An 18435-nucleotide genomic window follows, 5' to 3' on the forward strand; every position below is an offset into this window, starting at 1 on the left:
GTAGGAGCGAGCTTGTTCGCTTTCACAAGGCGCCAAAAATTCAAATTGACACCCAATCGTATGATGATTAGCGTGGGCACCTAACAAGAAATGCCCACGGGGTGCTCATGTCCAGCAGTTTTCACGCGTCGACCGTCGATTGGCTGGGGGGCTGGATCGCCGCCGGCCAGGTCAAGCCTGGGCAAACCATCAAGGTCGAGGCGGATCTGGGCGAGCAACTGGGCGTCAGCCGCACGGTGATTCGCGAAGCCATCAAAACCTTGGTGGCCAAAGGCATGCTGGAAGTCGGGCCGAAGGTCGGCACGCGGGTGTTGCCGGTGCGCCGCTGGAACCTCTTTGATCCACAAGTGGTGGGCTGGCTGTCGCGCAGCGGCTTGCCGGAGAATTTTGTCGACGATCTGCTGGACCTGCGCCGCACCATCGAACCGATGGCCGTGCGTTGGGCCTGTGAACGGGCGACGGCCGACCAGGTGCAGGCGATCCGCCTGGCCTATCATGCGCTTGAGCGGGCGGTGGACAGCGGTGCGGATTACAACCGCGCCGACCAGTTCTTCCACGAATGCATCCTCGCGGCCAGCCACAATCAATTCATCGAACAAATGGTCCCAGCCCTCGGAGCGTTGTTGGCGGTTTCGTTCGAGGTGTCGGCCGCCGACCCGGACGAACTGCGCCGCACGCTGCCGATCCACAAGGACATCGCCGAAGCCATCGCCGCTCGGGACGCGACGCGAGGCGTCTGGGCCTGCATGACGCTGATCGATAACGCAGACCTGGCCATCAAGCGTTTTTACCCCAATGTCATGGCCGGTCGAACAGACAACGCCGGGAAACTCGGGAACAGGAGGTTTTAAATGAAGTGGACGGCTGTGACGGAGCATCGGGCGAAGCTGGGCGAGGGGCCTTTTTGGGACGAGCCGACCCAGGCGCTGTATTGGGTCGATATTGCCGGCAAGCAGGCGTTGCGGCTGATTGGCAAGAACGTGCAGATCTGGCAGATGCCTGAGCACGTCTCTGCATTCATCCCGACCCAGAGCGGCGATGCCTTGGTGACGTTGAGCAGTGGCGTTTACCGGTTGGACCTGGACTCCCCAGGCCTGGAACCGCGCCTGAAGTTGCTGTGCATGGCCGATCCCCAGCCGGGCAATCGCGCCAACGAAGCCCGCTGCGATGCGTTGGGCCAGCTCTGGCTGGGCACCATGCAGAACAACATCGGGGAAGATGGCGAAGACTTGCCCATCGAGCAGCGCTCCGGTGGGCTGTTTCGTGTCGGCGGCGATGGCCGCGTGATGCCGCTGTTGCGTGGCTTGGGCATCCCCAACACATTGTTGTGGAGCCCTGATGGCACGACCGTCTATTTCGGCGAGAGCCTGGACGGGACCCTTTATCGGCACTTTATTTATCCCGATGGAAAACTCGCGCCCGCCGAAGTCTGGTTCGGACCCCATTCCCGTGGCGGGCCGGATGGTTCGGCGATGGATGCGCGGGGCTATATCTGGAACGCCCGTTGGGACGGCAGTTGCCTGCTGCGGTTGCATCCGGAGGGTCACGTCGATCAGGTGATCGAATTGCCGGTCAGTCGCCCTACCAGTTGTGTATTCGGTGGTGAAGACCTACGGACTTTGTATATCACCAGTGCGCAAAGTCCCCTCAATCACCCATTGGACGGGGCGGTGCTATCGATGCGCGTCGATGTGCCGGGCGTGGCTTGTACGCGGTTCGCGGGGTAAATCCCAAAATATGGGATGTAAATATATATATTGAGATTATTCGGCGGTCGGGTTTATAGTCGGCTCCATCAGCAATACGCACTCACACTTAAAAAAACAAAACAGGTGAAGTGATGCATCGTTTTTTCCCGGAACGCCTCGGCGGTGTTCGCGAATCAGTGTTGAGCCCACAGCTTTTGAACCGGCCATCGTTGGGTGTCCGGTTTTTGTCGTGTGTTTGCACTGGAGGCCCCGTCCATGGCTGAAGCGCTTTGCTTGCCGCCGGTGCCTGAGCCCGTGAAGGGCGAACGCCTGAAAGACAAGGTCGTGCTGTTGACCGGCGCTGCCCAGGGCATCGGCGAAGCCATTGTCGCCGCGTTCGCTTCGCAACAGGCCCGGCTGGTCATCAGCGATATCCAGGGGGAAAAGGTCGAAACCGTCGCCGCCCATTGGCGTCGACAGGGTGCGGATGTCCAAGCGCTGAAGGTTGATGTCTCGAACCAACAGGATTTGCACGTCATGGCCCGCCGGGCGGTCGAGTTGCATGGTCGCATCGACGTGCTGGTGAACTGCGCAGGCATCAACGTGTTCCGCGATCCGCTGGAAATGACCGAAGAGGACTGGCGCCGTTGCTTCGCCATCGACCTGGATGGCGCTTGGCACGGTTGCAAGGCGGTGTTGCCACAGATGATCGAACAGGGCGTGGGCAGCATCATCAACATCGCGTCGACCCATTCGTCCCACATTATTCCCGGTTGTTTCCCATACCCCGTAGCCAAACATGGCCTGCTGGGCCTGACCCGTGCCCTGGGCATCGAGTACGCACCCAAGGGCGTGCGGGTGAATGCCATTGCGCCGGGCTACATCGAGACTCAACTGAACGTCGACTACTGGAACGGCTTTGCCGATCCCCAGGCCGAACGCCAGCGCGCGCTGGACCTGCACCCGCCACGGCGCATCGGGCAGCCGATCGAAGTGGCAATGACGGCCGTATTCCTGGCCAGTGACGAAGCACCGTTCATCAATGCCTCATGCATCACCATCGATGGTGGGCGTTCGGTCATGTACCACGACTGAACATTCTTGGATTGCGGAGGGAAACTTCGCCTGTAATCCAATCATCATACGATATGACTATTTACACCTATGCTTGTGCAGTAACACGATTTGACCGGCCAGCCTGCGCAATTCCACCCATGTGGAGCAGATCCCTGGACGTTTGGCTTTCAATAAAAAAAACAAGGAGTCAGCTATGAAATATCGTCGTGGGATCCGTTCCCTGTGTCGTGCCGCCCTGGCGGTGACCGCGGTCAGCCTTAGCAGCAGCCTGCTGGCAGCGGATCCGGTAAAAATCGGTTTTCTGGTCAAGCAGGCGGAGGAGCCCTGGTTCCAGACCGAGTGGGCTTTCGCCGAGAAGGCGAGCAAGGACAAAGGCTTCGAGTTGATCAAAATCGCCGTGCCCGATGGCGAAAAAACCCTTTCGGCCATCGACAGCCTTGCCGCCAACGGTGCCAAGGGCTTCGTGATCTGCCCGCCGGACGTGTCTCTCGGCCCAGCCATCATGGCCAAGGCCAAGCTTAACGATCTCAAGGTGATCGCCGTCGACGACCGTTTCGTCGACGCCAAAGGCAAGTTCATGGAGGACGTGCCATACCTGGGCATGGCGGCCTTCGAGGTGGGCCAGAAGCAGGGCGCCGCGATGGCCGCCGAGGCGAAAAAGCGTAACTGGGACTGGAAAGACACCTACGCGGTGATCAACACCTTCAACGAACTGGACACCGGCAAGAAGCGCACCGACGGTTCGGTCGATGCCTTGAAGAAAGCCGGGATGCCGGAAGACCACATTCTGTTTGCGGCGCTCAAGACCCTCGACGTCCCCGGCAGCATGGACTCCACCAACTCGGCGCTGGTGAAGCTGCCAAGCGCTGCGAAAAACCTGATCATCGGCGGTATGAACGACAACACCGTGCTGGGCGGCGTGCGCGCCACCGAAGCAGCCGGCTTCAAGGCGGCCAACGTGATCGGCATCGGCATCAACGGCACCGACGCCATCGGCGAGTTGAAGAAACCGGACAGCGGCTTCTTCGGTTCGATGTTGCCGAGCCCGCACATCGAAGGCTACAAGACCGCCGAAATGATGTACGAGTGGATCACCACCGGCAAGGAACCGCCGAAGTACACCGCCATGGACGAGGTGACGCTGATCACCCGGGAGAACTTCAAGCAAGAGCTGGAAAAGATCGGCCTGTGGAACTGACGGCCGGTTGATTCAAAAGCGGCCCTGGCCACATGAGTGGCAGGGTCGCTTGATCTCTGTGAGTTCGAGGTGGTTATGCAAGCGCAAACAGCGACACGGCAACACAACATCGGCGGCAGCTTGCGATTCAACGGGATCGGCAAGTCCTTTCCTGGCGTGCAGGCGCTGGCCAATATCAGTTTCGTTGCTCATCCGGGGCAGGTGCATGCCTTGATGGGCGAGAACGGCGCGGGCAAGTCCACGTTGCTGAAAATCCTCGGGGGCGCCTACATCCCGAGCAGCGGCGACTTGCAGATCGGCGAGCAGACGATGGCCTTCAAAGGCACCGCCGACAGTATCGCCAGCGGTGTGGCGGTGATTCACCAGGAATTGCACCTGGTGCCGGAAATGACCGTCGCGGAGAACCTGTTCCTCGGTCATTTGCCGGCGCGTTTCGGCCTCGTCAATCGCGGCGTACTGCGTCAGCAGGCGTTGACATTGCTCAAAGGCCTGGCGGACGAAATCGACCCGCAGGAAAAAGTCGGTCGTCTGTCCCTTGGCCAGCGCCAGTTGGTGGAAATCGCCAAGGCCTTGTCCCGTGGCGCCCACGTCATTGCCTTCGACGAACCGACCAGCAGCCTGTCGGCCCGGGAAATCGACCGTTTGATGACGATCATTGCCCGCCTTCGAGACGAGGGCAAAGTGGTGCTGTACGTCAGCCACCGCATGGAGGAGGTGTTCCGCATCTGTGACGCGGTGACGGTCTTCAAGGACGGTCGTTATGTCCGCACCTTCGAGAACATGAGCGAGCTGACCCACGATCAGTTGGTCACGTGCATGGTCGGTCGCGATATCCAAGACATTTATGACTACCGCCCCCGGGAGCGCGGCGATGTGGCGTTGCAGGTGAAAGGCCTGCTCGGGCCGGGCTTGCGCGAACCGGTGAGTTTCCATGTACACAAGGGCGAGATCCTCGGCTTGTTCGGGCTGGTCGGCGCCGGTCGTACCGAGCTGCTGCGTTTGCTCAGTGGCCTGGAACGTCAGAGCGAGGGCAGCCTGGTCCTGCACGGCAAGGAATTGAAACTGCGTTCCCCCCGGGATGCCATCGCCGCTGGTGTGCTGCTCTGTCCGGAAGATCGCAAGAAGGAGGGCATCATTCCGTTGGGCAGCGTGGCCGAGAACATCAACATCAGCGCCCGTCCGGCTCATTCCGCGCTCGGCTGCCTGTTGCGTGGCGAGTGGGAGCGGGGCAATGCCGACAAGCAGATCAAGTCGCTCAAAGTGAAGACCCCGGCGGCGAGCCAGAAAATCATGTACTTGTCCGGCGGTAACCAGCAGAAAGCAATCCTGGGACGCTGGCTTTCCATGCCGATGAAAGTCCTGCTGCTTGACGAGCCGACGCGAGGCATCGACATCGGCGCCAAGGCCGAGATCTACCAGATTATCCACAACCTGGCGGCCGATGGCATCGCGGTGATTGTGGTGTCCAGTGACTTGATGGAAGTGATGGGCATTTCCGACCGGATCCTGGTGCTGTGCGAAGGGGCCATGCGCGGCGAGTTGCCGCGTGACCAGGCCGACGAATCCAACCTGCTGCAACTGGCGCTGCCGCGCCAACGCGTTGCCGACGCGGCGAACTGAGAGGTAAATCATGACCATCCAAAACAATGCACTGCCAACGGCGCGCAAACCCCTGGACCTGCGCCGCTTCCTCGACGACTGGGTCATGCTGCTGGCGGCCATCGGCATCTTCGTGCTCTGCACCCTGATGATCGACAACTTCCTGTCGCCGCTGAACATGCGCGGCCTGGGCCTGGCGATTTCCACCACCGGCATCGCGGCATGCACCATGCTGTATTGCCTGGCGTCCGGGCATTTCGACCTGTCGGTGGGTTCGGTGATTGCCTGCGCCGGCGTCGTCGCGGCCGTCGTGATGCGTGACACCAATAGCGTATTTCTCGGCGTGAGCGCGGCGTTGGTGATGGGGCTGATTGTCGGCCTGATCAACGGCATCGTCATCGCGAAACTGCGGGTCAATGCGCTGATTACCACGCTGGCGACCATGCAGATCGTACGCGGCCTGGCCTACATCTTTGCCAACGGCAAGGCGGTGGGGGTGTCGGAAGAATCGTTTTTCGTCTTTGGTAACGGCCAGATGTTCGGTGTGCCGGTGCCGATCCTGATCACCATTGCCTGCTTTCTGTTCTTCGGCTGGCTGCTGAACTACACCACTTATGGGCGCAACACCATGGCCATCGGCGGCAACCAGGAAGCGGCATTGCTGGCAGGCGTTAACGTTGATCGCACCAAGATCATCATCTTCGCCGTGCACGGTGTGATTGGTGCGCTGGCAGGCGTCATCCTGGCGTCGCGCATGACCTCGGGCCAGCCGATGATCGGCCAGGGTTTCGAACTGACCGTGATCTCTGCTTGTGTTCTGGGTGGCGTTTCGTTGAGCGGCGGCATCGGCATGATTCGCCATGTCATCGCCGGCGTGCTGATCCTGGCGATCATCGAGAACGCGATGAACCTGAAGAACATCGATACGTTCTACCAGTACGTCATCCGCGGCTCGATCCTGCTGTTGGCGGTGGTGATTGACAGGTTGAAACAGCGTTGAAGATTATTGGAGGCTGACCTGCCGCCATCGTCGGATCGCCGCCCGGAGCAGGCTCGCTCCCACACTGGCTCTGCACTGTTCCGAAGTCCTGAGCCAGGCGAAAAACCGGTGGGAGCGAGCCTGCTCGCGAAGGCGTCGGTACATCCGACACTTCCTTAGCTGACCCACCGCATTCGCGAGCAGGCCCGCTTCCACAGTTTTCGCTCTACCCCGCCTTGCGCAACGCCTCGACCAGTTCCTGCTTGCGCATTTTCGAGCGTCCGGGAATATTTTTTGCCCGGGCTTCTTTCATCAAGCTGTCCACGGTCTGGGCCTCATGGGAGGCTTTGCTGGTGCGCGGCTGGCCTTCGCGGCTCTTGGCGGCGCGCCGGGCCGACTCCTTGCGGTCGGATTGCTTGGCTTCGGCGGGTTTCTTCTTGCCGGATCCACCAGAGCGTTCGCCGCCTCCCGATTGCTTGTTCACCGTGGCCCAGGCCCGAGCCTCGGCCTCGCCTTCCGACACACCTTTTTGCTCATAGCTGTCTTCGATGTGCTCGGCCTTGCGCTTCTGCTCATCGGTGTACTTGTCTTTGCTTCCACGAGGCATGGGAACGGTCCTCCTCAATGGCTGGGTAGAAGTTATTGGCTGGAGGCCCCACCACCTTCAGAGCCTGAACCTCCGGTTGTGGTTTTCGAACCCACGCCAGTATCGGCATTGTCGGGCGCAGTGGAGTCAGGTGTGTTCATCCCGCCTTGGCGGCCCGTGTCGTTGCCTTGGACCCTCGGATCGGTGCCTGTAGCAGGCGGCTGGCCATTGTTCAAGGTGCCGCCCGTGCCATCGGTGTTCAGTTTGGGCAAACCTTGGGTGGCCGGCGAGTTGGGTGCCTGAACCGGGTCGGTCGGTCCGGTGCCACTGGTCGTGGCCGCGAAAGCCGCCGAAGACAGCAGCGTGGCGAATGTGAGTGCAGTCAGCCTTGAATAGATCATGGTGTCGCCTCCATTTTTTGAAATGCTTGCCAGATTTTTGGCCGCGCTGGAGTGGGGTTGGTGCCGCAGGGGCGACGAACGGCGCTATTGGGGTGTCTTTAGAAGATGTGACGAGCGCCGCAGAGCGGCTTAGTATGATGCTTTCAATTGGCGACAAGGCCTGTTCATGTCCATCGAGATCCGTCCCGCGCAGCCCAGCGATGCGCCGCAAATCCTTGCTTTCATCACTGAGCTGGCCGATTACGAAAAAGCTCGCCACGAAGTCATCGCCAGCGTGGCCGACATCGAGCGCAGCCTGTTCAGCGAAGGCGCCACCGCCCACGGCTTGATCTGCCTGCGCGATGGCGTGCCGATCGGTTTTGCGGTGTTTTTCTTCAGCTATTCCACTTGGTTGGGCAGTAATTGCCTGTACTTGGAAGACTTGTACATCACGCCTGAACAGCGCGGTGGCGGGGCGGGCAAAACCTTATTGCGACATCTGGCGAAGATCGCCTGCGACAACGATTGTGGTCGCTTCGAGTGGAGCGTGCTGGACTGGAACACCCCGGCCATCGACTTCTACAAATCCCTCGGCGCGCAACCGCAGGAAGAGTGGGTGCGCTACCGGATGGATGGCAAGGTGCTCCGGGACTTCGCTAACGGCAACTGACGTTCATGAGTACGCGTCGGACGCCCACTGGGTAAACCCGGGTCGCTGTTGGAGTCGCGTGCAATAAGCGGCTACGGCTGGATAGTCCGGACGCTCCATGGGCGTCTGCCGCCAGCGGTGTACGGATAGGCCAATGAGTACGTCTGCAAGGGAAAAGTCCGCACCGGCTACGTAGGCGCCGGTGTGGTCCAGCTGTTGTTCCAGCAAGCCCATCTTCTCATTCCAGCCTTTGACGCCGGCGGCGATGAGTTGTGGGTCCTGGAAATCCGGGTGCTTGCGCACCAGTCCGTAAAACGCATCGCCCCACGACGGATTGAGCTCGGTGGCTTGCCAATCCATCCACTGCTCTACACGCGCCCGTGCGGCAGGCTCGACAGGCAGCAGGTCGCTGCGCCCGTGCTTGCCCACCAGATAGCGGCAAATGGTGTTCGACTCCCAGAGCACGCCGCTCTCGTCGACAATCACCGGCACCTGGGCGTTGGGATTCAATGCCAGGAACGCCGGGTCATGGGTCGACGCGAAGCCGATGCCCCAGTCTTCGCGCTCGTAGGAGATTTCCAGTTCCTGGCAAGTCCACAAGACCTTTCTGACGTTAATCGAGGAAGTGCGGCCGAGGATCTTCAACAATTGTCCCATCACTTTTTCCCTGAGTTGTTTGGCGTCCGGTCAGAAACGTAGCAGGGTCTTGGGTGGATGGCGATGCCTTCACGATAGAATTGATATCCCAATATGTGGGAGAGATATTTATATATTGAGATTTTCCTGCGTCCGGGTTTATAGTCCGCGTCACTCACTGCCCAATAAACAAAACAGGTGAAGCGGATGCAGGCGCAATTGATCGCGCTCGATTGGGGAACGACCTCATTACGGGCTTACAAACTAGCCGCGGGAGGCGAGGTGCTCGAGCAGCGTTCGCTGTCGTCGGGGATCATGCAGTTGCCGTCCGGGCCGCGGACGATAGCGGGCCAGGTCTGCATCGACGGTTTTGAGCTGGCCTTCGATGAAGCCTGCGGCGATTGGCTCGATGCGCAGCCAGGCTTGCCCGTCATCGCCTGCGGCATGGTGGGCAGCGCCCAAGGTTGGCGGGAAGCGCCTTACTGCGACACGCCGGCAAACGTCGCCAATCTCGGACATTCCCTACAAATTATCCGGAGCCTTCGCGGTGTTGATGTTCACATCGTGCCAGGGGTAATCCAACGCTCCCGACTGCCCAATGTGATGCGCGGCGAAGAAACCCAGGTGCTCGGTGCGTTGCCTGGCTTGCCCAACGAAGCGGTGCTGATCGGCTTGCCGGGCAGCCATTCGAAATGGGTGGAAGCGGCCGAGGGCTGCATCGTCCATTTCGACACCTTCATGACCGGCGAGATCTTCGCCGTGCTCAGCGACCACAGCATTCTCGGCCGCACCCAGCAGCGCGGCGCGGCGTTCGATGGCGTGGCTTTCGATCGCGGCGTGCAGGTGGCGCTGTCGTCGGATGGGCAGATTGGCCCGCTGTCCACCGTGTTCAGCGCCCGCAGCCTGGGCCTGACCGGCGAGCTCGGCGCGAGCGCCCAGGCCGATTACCTGTCGGGTGTGCTGATCGGCCATGAGTTGACGGCCCTGGCCGCCGTGCAACGTCAACGGCGCAACAGCGTTCACCTGCCGACGGTCGTGCTGATTGGTAATTCTCAACTCTGCGCCCGTTACCAGCGGGCCCTCGACGCCTGCGGTTTCGCCCGCGTGATCCTGGCCGAACAGGCCACCGAACGCGGTTTGTGGCAACTGGCCTTGGCGGCCGGGCTGCTCGGACCCACCGCGTCGCGTTAAACCTGACTGGAGACCTGACATGCTCAAACAAGCATTGGCGCACAACGGGCTGATCGCGATTCTTCGCGGCCTGCGCCCCGAGGAGGCGGCATCTATCGGCGAAGTCCTGTATAGCGAGGGATTTCGAGTCATCGAAGTGCCGCTCAATTCCCCCGAACCGTACGAAAGTATCCGCATCCTGCGCAGTACCTTGCCCGCCGATTGCCTGATCGGCGCGGGTACCGTGCTGACCCCGGAGCAGGTGGAGCAGGTCAAGGCGGCCGGTGGCCAGGTGATCGTCATGCCTCACAGTGACCCGAAGGTCTTGCGGGCGGCAAAAGCGGCGGGGCTGTACCTGTCGCCCGGCGTCGCCACGCCGACCGAAGCTTTCGCCGCGCTGGCCGAGGGCGCTCATGTGCTGAAGATGTTCCCCGCCGAGCAAATGGGCCCGGCGGTGGTCAAGGCCTGGCTCGCGGTTTTACCGGCCGGGACCGTGCTGGTGCCGGTGGGCGGGATTACGCCGGACAACATGGCGGTTTTCGTCGAAGCCGGCGTCAAGGGTTTCGGCCTGGGTTCCGGGTTGTTCAAGCCGGGCCTGACAGCAGATCAAGTGGCGGTGCGCGCCAAGGCCTATGTGGCCGCATGGAATGCCTTGAACTGAAGACTTTTCCAGCGCTCCGAGCGCTGCATCTGACAAGAGAGACAACAAGATGAAAATCACCAAGCTGACCACGTTTATCGTTCCGCCGCGCTGGTGCTTCCTCAAGGTCGAGACCGATGAGGGCGTGACCGGTTGGGGCGAACCCGTGGTCGAAGGCCGTGCCCACACAGTGGCGGCTGCGGTTGAAGAATTGTCCGACTACCTGATCGGCAAAGACCCACGCAACATCGAAGACATCTGGACCGTGCTCTATCGCGGTGGCTTCTACCGCGGCGGGGCCGTCCACATGAGCGCCCTGGCCGGTATCGACCAAGCGTTGTGGGACATCAAGGGCAAGGCCCTGGGTGTGTCGGTCAGCGATCTGTTGGGCGGCCAGGTGCGGGACAAGATCCGTGTCTATTCATGGATCGGCGGCGACCGGCCGGCGGACACCGCCCGAGCGGCGAAAGAGGCGGTGGGACGCGGCTTCACGGCGGTGAAGATGAACGGCACCGAAGAACTGCAGTTCCTCGATACCTTCGAAAAAGTCGACCTGGCCCTGGCCAACGTGGCAGCGGTGCGCGACGCGGTCGGGCCGAACGTCGGCATTGGCGTGGATTTCCACGGCCGTGTGCACAAGCCAATGGCCAAGGTTCTGATGAAGGAGCTCGACCCCTTCAAGCTGATGTTCATTGAAGAACCGGTGCTCAGCGAAAACTACGAAGCCCTCAAGGAACTGGCGCCGCTGACCAGTACCCCGATTGCCCTGGGCGAGCGGTTGTTCTCGCGATGGGATTTCAAGCGGGTGCTCAGCGAAGGCTATGTGGACATCATCCAGCCGGATGCGTCCCACGCCGGCGGCATCACCGAAACCCGCAAGATCGCCAACATGGCCGAGGCCTACGATGTGGCGCTGGCACTGCATTGCCCGTTGGGTCCAATCGCCCTGGCGGCGTGCCTGCAACTGGACGCGGCTTGCTACAACGCGTTTATCCAGGAGCAGAGCCTGGGCATCCATTACAACGAAAGCAATGACTTGCTGGACTACATCAAGGACCCGCGAGTGTTCGACTATGACCAAGGCTTCGTAAAAATTCCGAACGGTCCTGGCCTGGGTATCGAGATCAATGAGGAATACGTCATCGAGCGCGCGGCCATTGGCCATCGCTGGCGCAACCCGATCTGGCGCCATGCCGATGGCAGTTTTGCCGAATGGTGAGTCACGCCTGACCCTGTGGGAGCAAGCTCGCTCCCACAATTTGATCTTCGCAAGCAGGGAGATCTTCTTCGATGCGCCCGTTTCCTCAATAAACATAAAAAGAGGCACCTCACATGCAAGCGCACACCCTGAGCGCGCAGGCGTCGTCGGTGACGCCCAGCCGCAAGCGTTTTTTCATCATGGTGTTGCTGTTCATCACGGTGGTGATCAACTACCTGGACCGCAGCAATCTCTCGATCGCGGCCCCCGCATTGACCAGCGACCTGGGCATCGACCCGATCCACGTCGGGCTGATTTTCTCGGCGTTCGGCTGGACCTACGCCGCCATGCAGATCCCCGGCGGCTGGCTGGTGGACCGGGTGCCGCCGCGCATCCTGTATAGCGTGGCATTGTTGCTGTGGTCGGCGGCCACGGTGATGCTCGGTTTTGCCGCCAGTTTCATCGCGCTGTTCGTGCTGCGCATGGCCGTCGGTGCCCTGGAAGCGCCGGCTTATCCGATCAACAGCCGCGTGGTCACCACCTGGTTTCCCGAGCGCGAGCGGGCCACGGCCATTGGTTTCTATACCTCCGGGCAGTTCGTTGGGCTCGCATTTTTGACACCGGTGCTGGCGTGGCTGCAACACGCGTTTGGTTGGCACATGGTGTTTGTCGCCACGGGCGCGGTGGGCATTCTCTGGGCGGTGATCTGGTATGCGGTATATCGCGAGCCTCGGGATTTCAAGGGCGCCAATGCCGCGGAAATCGAGTTGATCCGTGAGGGTGGGGGGCTGGTGGACATCCAGGCCGATACCGCCAAGGCCAAGGCCAAATTCAGCTGGAGCGACCTGGGCATCGTCCTGACCCAACGCAAGTTATGGGGTATCTACCTGGGGCAGTTCTGCCTCAACTCCACGCTGTGGTTTTTCCTGACGTGGTTCCCGACCTACCTGGTGAAGTATCGCGGCATGGACTTCATCAAGTCCGGCTTGCTGGCGTCGTTGCCGTTCCTTGCGGCATTCGTCGGCGTGCTGTGTTCCGGCTTCTTCTCGGACTGGCTGATCCGCCGAGGCGCCACGGTGGGTTTTGCGCGCAAGCTGCCGATCATTGGCGGGCTGCTGATTTCCACCTCGATCATCGGCGCCAACTTCGTGGAGTCGACGCCCCTGGTGATCGCCTTCCTGGCCCTGGCGTTCTTCGGCAATGGCCTGGCGTCGATCACGTGGTCACTGGTTTCCACCTTGGCACCGGCGCGGTTGCTCGGTTTGACCGGCGGGGTGTTCAATCTCATCGGTAATCTGGCGGCCATCGCCACGCCGATTGTCATCGGCTTCCTTGCCAGCGGTGATTCGTTTGCCCCGGCCATTACCTATATCGCCGTATTGGCATTGGCCGGGGCGCTGTCCTACATCCTGCTGGTCGGGAAGGTCGAGCGCATCGAGTTGTAGTCCGACGGGGCGGGCGACCATAATGCCGCCCGTTCCCCGCACTGTTGAAGGCCGGATATGCAGCAAGACGATCCAAAAATCATCAAGGATGCCGCTCCTACTGGCACGCAGACCTTGCTGCGCGGCCTGGGCGTGGTCCAGGCGGTCGCCAGCGGTGCTCGCGACTTGAAGGAAATCGCCCGGCTGATCGGCACCACCCGCAGCACCACCCACCGCCTGGCCAGTTGCCTGGTGGACGAACGTTACCTGCGCGTGGTGCCGCAAGTGGGTTACCTGCTGGGGCCGAAGTTGATCGAGCTGGGTTTCCAGGCTCGGGAAGAGTTGCCACTGGTGAGCCTGGCGGGGCCGTACCTGGACGAGTTGTCGGCGCTCACCGGGGACACCGTTCACCTGGCGATTCGCGAGGGCGATGAAGTCTTGTATCTGCTGAAGAATCCGGGGCGTAACGGGCCGGAAATGCGTTCGCGCGTGGGCCATCGCATGCCGTTGGCGCGGACAGGGATCGGCAAGGCGCTGATGCTCGATGATGCCCAGGAACAATGGAAGCGGCTGTACGAAATCAGCCTGCCGGCGGGTGGGAAGAATCAATTCTGGCCCCAGCACCAGGAGCAATCCTGGGAACAGTTCCAGCAACGGATGGTGGAGTATGTGGCGGGGGGCTATGCCTTCGACCTGGAGGACAACGAACCGTCGATCCGCTGTGTGGCGGCGCCGATCCGTGACGCCGGCAAGCGCATCGTCGCCGGTATCAGCATCGCCAGCACGGTGCCGTACATGCCTTTGGAAAAGATGGCCGAGCTGATTCCCCTGGTCAAAGGGGTCACAGCCCGGCTGTCGGCGGAACTGGGTGCCAAGGTTTGACGAACGTCAGGCCTTGAGCGTCGCCATGTCGATAACGAAGCGGTACTTCACATCCCCGGCGATCATGCGGCTGTAGGCCTCGTTGATCTGGCGGATGTCGAGCATTTCAATGTCGCAGCTGATGTTGTGTTTTGCGCAGAAATCCAGCATTTCCTGGGTTTCGGCGATGCCGCCAATCAGCGAGCCGGCCAACACTCGGCGACCCAGGATCAGCTTTGCCGCGTGTACGGGTGGGGCGACCGGCTCGACCAGGCCGACGATGATGTGCACGCCGTTGAAATGCAGCGTATCGAGGTAGGGATTGAGGTCGTGCTGCACCGGAATGGTGTCCAGCAGGAAGTTGAAACGTCCGGCGGCGGCCGCCATCTGTTCGGCGTCGGTGGACACGATCACATGGTCCGCGCCTTGGCGACGGGCTTCTTCTGCCTTGCTCGCCGAGCGGGTGAACAACGTCACTTCCGCGCCCATGGCCTTGGCGAACTTGATGCCCATGTGGCCCAGGCCACCCATCCCCAGCACGCCGACCTTGTCTCCGGCCTTCACGCCATAATGCTTGAGGGGAGAGTAGGTGGTGATGCCTGCGCAGAGCAGCGGCGCGGCGCTGGCCGGGTCGAGTGTCTGGGGGACGCGCAGTACAAAATGCTGGCTGACCACGATGCTGTCGGAATAGCCACCCATGGTGTGGCCGCCGCTCACGTGGTCCGGGCTGGCGTAGGTCTGGGTCATGCCTTCCAGGCAGTATTGTTCCAGATCGGCACGGCAAGCTTCGCATTCGCGGCAGGAGTCGACCATGCAGCCTACGCCTACCAGGTCGCCGACCTTGTGATGGGTGACATTCGCCCCCACGGCGGTGACTTTGCCGATGATTTCGTGGCCGGGCATCAGCGGATAGACGGCGATGCCCCATTCATTCCGGGCCTGATGGATGTCGGAGTGGCAGACGCCGCAGTAGAGAATTTCGATCGCCACATCGTCCGCGCGCGGGCTGCGGCGCTCGAACTTCATGGGGGCGAGGGGCGTGGTGGCCGATTGGGCGGCATAGCCGATGGCTGTGTACATGATGGACCTCGCTATCATTGAACGGTGAGGGGTTCATTCTGGAAGGCAGGGCGGCCGGTGGCGATGGCGATTCCTACGCCTGTCATGCCTAATCCTACGGCGTTGGCCAGGATTCGATTCCATGTGGCGCCAGACCTGCGATGATGTTTTCATCCCTTTCTTCGTGAAGTTTTCGCTCATGCTGCTGACCCGTCATCTCGATGCCAACGCCACGCTGGTTTCGCTGATAGAACCTTTGGCGACCCACGACGGTTTTGTTCCTACGCGACTGCCAGGGGTGCACGCGCTTCGCGCCAGCCAGGACGTCGCTCGTGGCCCGCAGCTTTACGAACCGAGCCTGGTGATCATTGCCCAGGGCAGCAAACTGGCGTACCTGGGGCCCCGCACAATGGAATATGGCGCGGGGCATTATCTGATCCAGGCCCTGCCGGTGCCGTTCGAATGCGAAACCTACGCCATGCCCAATGCTCCGCTGTATGGAGTTTCCGTTGCGATCGATCGTGCGATGCTGGGCGACTTGGTGCTGGCCATGGGGTTGATGCCGGGGCGGAATCTGCCGCCTCAGACGCCGGAGTCCATGACTTGCGCAGTGCTCGATGACGCCATGCGTGGGTGTGTCGAGCGCTTGTTGCGCTGCTTGCACGACCCGTTGGAATGCCAGGTCATGGGCCAGGCGCGGCTGCGGGAGCTGCTGTTCGTCGCGTTGCGCGGACCCCAGGCCGATGTGCTGCGGGCGTTGGTGGAACAACAGGGCCAGTTCGCCCGGATTGCCGCTGCCCTGGGCCATTTGCATGCGCACTTCACCGAGCCGTTGAACGTCGAGATCCTGGCCAGTCGCGCGAACATGAGTGCTTCGACCTTTCACGAGCATTTCAAGCGCAGCACGTTGCTATCGCCGGTGCAGTACCTCAAGCGATTGCGCCTACTCAAGGCCCAGCGGCTGCTGCTCTGCGAGGGCATGAGCGTGGCCCAGGTCGCGCACCAGGTGGGGTATCAGAGCCCGTCGCAATTCAGCCGGGAGTACAAGCGTTACTTCGAGCGCAACCCAGGGGACGAACGCGCCGCCTGAATTGTGCAGGGAACCCTGTGGAAGCGAGCCTGCTCGCGAAAGCGGTTTATCATTCAACACACATGTCGACTGAGACACCACTTCGCGAGCAGGCTCGCTCCCACTTTGGTTCGGTGTGTTTCCCGGAATCGCGGGCAACAAAAAGGCCCCCATTGCGGGAGCCTCGATGTTCAGCGTTCCGGCTTACATGTTCGGGTAAGTCGGTCCGCCGGCGCCTTCCGGCGTGACCCAGGTGATGTTCTGTGCAGGGTCCTTGATGTCGCAGGTCTTGCAGTGAACGCAGTTCTGGGCGTTGATCTGGAAGCGCTTCTCGCCATCTTCCTTGGTAATCACTTCATAAACGCCGGCCGGGCAGTAGCGCTGGGCCGGTTCGTCGTACAGCGGCAGGTTCTTGCTGATCGGGATGCTCGGGTCGGTCAGCTTCAGGTGGCAAGGCTGCTCTTCTTCATGGTTGGTACCGGAGATGAACACCGAGCTGAGCTTGTCGAAGCTGATCTTGCCGTCCGGCTTCGGGTAGTCGATCTTCTTGCATTCGGCCGCAGGTTTCAGGCAAGCATAATCTGGCTTGGTGTCGCGCAGCGTGAATGGAATCTTGCCGCCGAAAATGTTCTGGTCGAGCCAGTTGAAACCGCCGCCGATGATCGCACCGTACTTGTGGATCGCCGCGCCGAAGTTGCGGCTGGCGAACAGCTCTTCATACAGCCAGCTGTTCTTGAAACTGTCGACATAGGCCGTCAGTTCATCGCCGCCTTCGGACTCGGCGAACAGGCGATCAGCCACGGCTTCGGCAGCGAGCATGCCGGATTTCATCGCGGTGTGACTGCCCTTGATCTTGGCGAAGTTCAGGGTGCCGAGGTCGCAACCGATCAGCGCGCCGCCCTTGAAGACCATCTTGGGCAGCGAGTTCAGGCCGCCCTTGGCGATGGCGCGAGCGCCGTAACTGACGCGCTTGCCGCCTTCCAGATACTGCTTGAGCACAGGGTGATGCTTGAGGCGCTGGAACTCGTCGAATGGTGACAGGAAGGTATTGCTGTAGGACAGGTCGACGATCAAGCCGACGACCACCTGGTTGTTTTCCAGGTGATAAAGGAAAGAGCCGCCGGTATTTTCGGTGCCCATGATGTCCAGCGGCCAGCCGGCGGTGTGCACCACCAAGCCCGGTTGATGCTTGGCCGGGTCGATTTCCCAGATTTCCTTCAGGCCGATGCCGTAGTGCTGGGTGTCGGCTTCGCTGTCGAGGTTGAAGCGCTTGATCAATTGCTTGCCGATGTGGCCACGGCAGCCTTCGGCGAACAGCGTGTACTTGCCGCGCAACTCCATTCCAGGGGTGTAGAGGCCTTCTTTCGGATTGCCTTCGCGGTCGACACCAAGGTCGCCGGTGATGATCCCGCGGACGACGCCGTTTTCGTCGAACAACGCTTCCTGGGCGGCGAAGCCCGGGTAGATTTCCACGCCCAGGTTCTCGGCCTGCTGGGCCAGCCAACGGCAAAGATTGCCAAGGGAAATAATATAGTTGCCTTCGTTGTGCATGGTCTTGGGCACAAAGAAGTCAGGGATTTTGCTCGCGGTCTCGGCGTTTCTCAGGACATAAATGTCATCGCGCTTGACCGGCGTGTTCAACGGAGCGCCGAGCTCTTTCCAATCCGGAAACAGTTCGTTCAGGGCGCGCGGTTCGAACACTGCGCCGGAGAGGATGTGCGCGCCGACTTCGGAGCCTTTTTCGACCACGCAGACGCTGATTTCCTTACCGGCTTCGGCGGCCTTCTGTTTCAGTCGGCAAGCGGCAGACAGGCCAGCGGGGCCGGCACCGACGATGACCACGTCGAATTCCATGTATTCGCGTTCCACAGGCTATCTCCTACTCAAGGCTCAACAGTTTTTTCTAATTGGAGGTTTGGCGTTGCATCCGTTGTTTCCTTCGCGAAGCGACGAAAGCGACAATGGATGACCCGCGCTTCTCTCTTAAGCGGCGCATTATATCTACACCACTCTCAGGGTCCAATACAAACGTTTGTTTGAAATTGCCGCAGCCCAGATAAATCACTGACGTACGGCTTATGACTGACCATTTTGCCGTATTGACCGGAATAGACGTTCCGGTCAAGATACGGGCGGTTTTGCGCTCGCCGTAGGCTGACTGTTGGTTCCAAGAGCACCTCTAAAGACAGGGCGAAGGCAGCACAAAGTGACGAGTTGCGCGG

18 protein-coding genes are annotated in these 18435 nt (G+C 60.8%); 13 read left to right on the top strand and 5 right to left on the bottom strand.

Annotation, left to right across the window (positions count from 1 at the left end; translation table 11 throughout):
- Positions 1–107 precede the first annotated feature (107 nt).
- The 6 genes from J3Q04_RS07825 to araH all read left to right on the top strand — a co-directional run bounded on the left by J3Q04_RS07825 (position 108) and on the right by araH (position 6562).
- The gene (locus J3Q04_RS07825; protein WP_434560002.1) at positions 108–851 is read left to right on the top strand and encodes a FadR/GntR family transcriptional regulator; all 744 of its coding nucleotides are present in this window, start codon (positions 108–110) and stop codon (positions 849–851) included.
- The gene (locus tag J3Q04_RS07830; protein ID WP_434560000.1) at positions 852–1727 is read left to right on the top strand and encodes an SMP-30/gluconolactonase/LRE family protein; all 876 of its coding nucleotides are present in this window, start codon (positions 852–854) and stop codon (positions 1725–1727) included.
- Positions 1728–1964: 237 nt separating this feature from the next.
- Positions 1965–2783 carry an SDR family oxidoreductase gene (locus J3Q04_RS07835; protein ID WP_434607089.1) on the top strand — a complete coding sequence of 273 codons (819 nt, stop codon included), beginning with the start codon at positions 1965–1967 and terminating at the stop codon, positions 2781–2783.
- Positions 2784–2958: 175 nt separating this feature from the next.
- The gene (locus J3Q04_RS07840; RefSeq protein ID WP_420767197.1) at positions 2959–3963 is read left to right on the top strand and encodes a substrate-binding domain-containing protein; all 1005 of its coding nucleotides are present in this window, start codon (positions 2959–2961) and stop codon (positions 3961–3963) included.
- Between the two features lie 75 nt (positions 3964–4038).
- Positions 4039–5583 (top strand): L-arabinose ABC transporter ATP-binding protein AraG, encoded by a 1545-nt coding sequence (araG, locus tag J3Q04_RS07845; protein WP_420767198.1) that lies wholly within the window; start codon positions 4039–4041, stop codon positions 5581–5583.
- 10 nt (positions 5584–5593) lie between these two features.
- The gene (gene araH, locus J3Q04_RS07850; protein ID WP_420767199.1) at positions 5594–6562 is read left to right on the top strand and encodes an L-arabinose ABC transporter permease AraH; all 969 of its coding nucleotides are present in this window, start codon (positions 5594–5596) and stop codon (positions 6560–6562) included.
- Positions 6563–6767: 205 nt separating this feature from the next.
- Here araH and J3Q04_RS07855 read toward each other — a convergent pair whose 3' ends face one another.
- Entirely contained in the window at positions 6768–7148 is a 381-nt protein-coding gene (locus J3Q04_RS07855) for a Rho termination factor N-terminal domain-containing protein (RefSeq protein ID WP_434559996.1), read from the bottom strand.
- A gap of 32 nt (positions 7149–7180) precedes the next feature.
- On the bottom strand, positions 7181–7528 hold the full coding sequence (locus J3Q04_RS07860; RefSeq protein WP_434559994.1) for a hypothetical protein: 348 nt from the start codon (positions 7526–7528) through the stop codon (positions 7181–7183).
- A gap of 166 nt (positions 7529–7694) precedes the next feature.
- Between J3Q04_RS07860 and J3Q04_RS07865 the strand changes: the two genes are divergently transcribed.
- On the top strand, positions 7695–8177 hold the full coding sequence (locus J3Q04_RS07865; protein ID WP_030137727.1) for a GNAT family N-acetyltransferase: 483 nt from the start codon (positions 7695–7697) through the stop codon (positions 8175–8177).
- Positions 8178–8180: 3 nt separating this feature from the next.
- Here J3Q04_RS07865 and J3Q04_RS07870 read toward each other — a convergent pair whose 3' ends face one another.
- Positions 8181–8813 (bottom strand): glutathione S-transferase family protein, encoded by a 633-nt coding sequence (locus J3Q04_RS07870; RefSeq protein ID WP_420767202.1) that lies wholly within the window; start codon positions 8811–8813, stop codon positions 8181–8183.
- Between the two features lie 186 nt (positions 8814–8999).
- Between J3Q04_RS07870 and J3Q04_RS07875 the strand changes: the two genes are divergently transcribed.
- The 5 genes from J3Q04_RS07875 to J3Q04_RS07895 all read left to right on the top strand — a co-directional run bounded on the left by J3Q04_RS07875 (position 9000) and on the right by J3Q04_RS07895 (position 14106).
- Positions 9000–9983, top strand: coding sequence for a 2-dehydro-3-deoxygalactonokinase (locus J3Q04_RS07875; protein WP_420767203.1), 984 nt, complete (start codon positions 9000–9002; stop codon positions 9981–9983).
- Between the two features lie 19 nt (positions 9984–10002).
- Entirely contained in the window at positions 10003–10623 is a 621-nt protein-coding gene (locus J3Q04_RS07880; RefSeq protein WP_434607083.1) for a 2-dehydro-3-deoxy-6-phosphogalactonate aldolase, read from the top strand.
- A gap of 49 nt (positions 10624–10672) precedes the next feature.
- On the top strand, positions 10673–11821 hold the full coding sequence (gene dgoD, locus J3Q04_RS07885; protein WP_420767205.1) for a galactonate dehydratase: 1149 nt from the start codon (positions 10673–10675) through the stop codon (positions 11819–11821).
- A 113-nt stretch (positions 11822–11934) separates the two neighbouring features.
- Complete coding sequence (locus J3Q04_RS07890; protein WP_420767206.1) at positions 11935–13245, top strand: MFS transporter; 1311 nt, start codon at positions 11935–11937, stop codon at positions 13243–13245.
- Between the two features lie 57 nt (positions 13246–13302).
- Positions 13303–14106, top strand: a complete 804-nt coding sequence (locus tag J3Q04_RS07895) for an IclR family transcriptional regulator (protein ID WP_420767207.1) — start codon at positions 13303–13305, stop codon at positions 14104–14106.
- Positions 14107–14112: 6 nt separating this feature from the next.
- On the opposite strand, the gene J3Q04_RS07900 is transcribed toward J3Q04_RS07895, so the two are convergent.
- On the bottom strand, positions 14113–15165 hold the full coding sequence (locus J3Q04_RS07900) for an NAD(P)-dependent alcohol dehydrogenase (RefSeq protein WP_434607080.1): 1053 nt from the start codon (positions 15163–15165) through the stop codon (positions 14113–14115).
- A 178-nt stretch (positions 15166–15343) separates the two neighbouring features.
- Between J3Q04_RS07900 and J3Q04_RS07905 the strand changes: the two genes are divergently transcribed.
- Entirely contained in the window at positions 15344–16234 is an 891-nt protein-coding gene (locus J3Q04_RS07905; protein WP_420767269.1) for an AraC family transcriptional regulator, read from the top strand.
- Between the two features lie 183 nt (positions 16235–16417).
- On the opposite strand, the gene J3Q04_RS07910 is transcribed toward J3Q04_RS07905, so the two are convergent.
- Entirely contained in the window at positions 16418–18082 is a 1665-nt protein-coding gene (locus J3Q04_RS07910; RefSeq protein ID WP_434607078.1) for an electron transfer flavoprotein-ubiquinone oxidoreductase, read from the bottom strand.
- Positions 18083–18435 lie beyond the last annotated feature (353 nt).

Origin of the sequence: Pseudomonas sp. D4-21 (assembly GCF_051132125.1) — a bacterium.
GTDB lineage: Bacteria > Pseudomonadota > Gammaproteobacteria > Pseudomonadales > Pseudomonadaceae > Aquipseudomonas.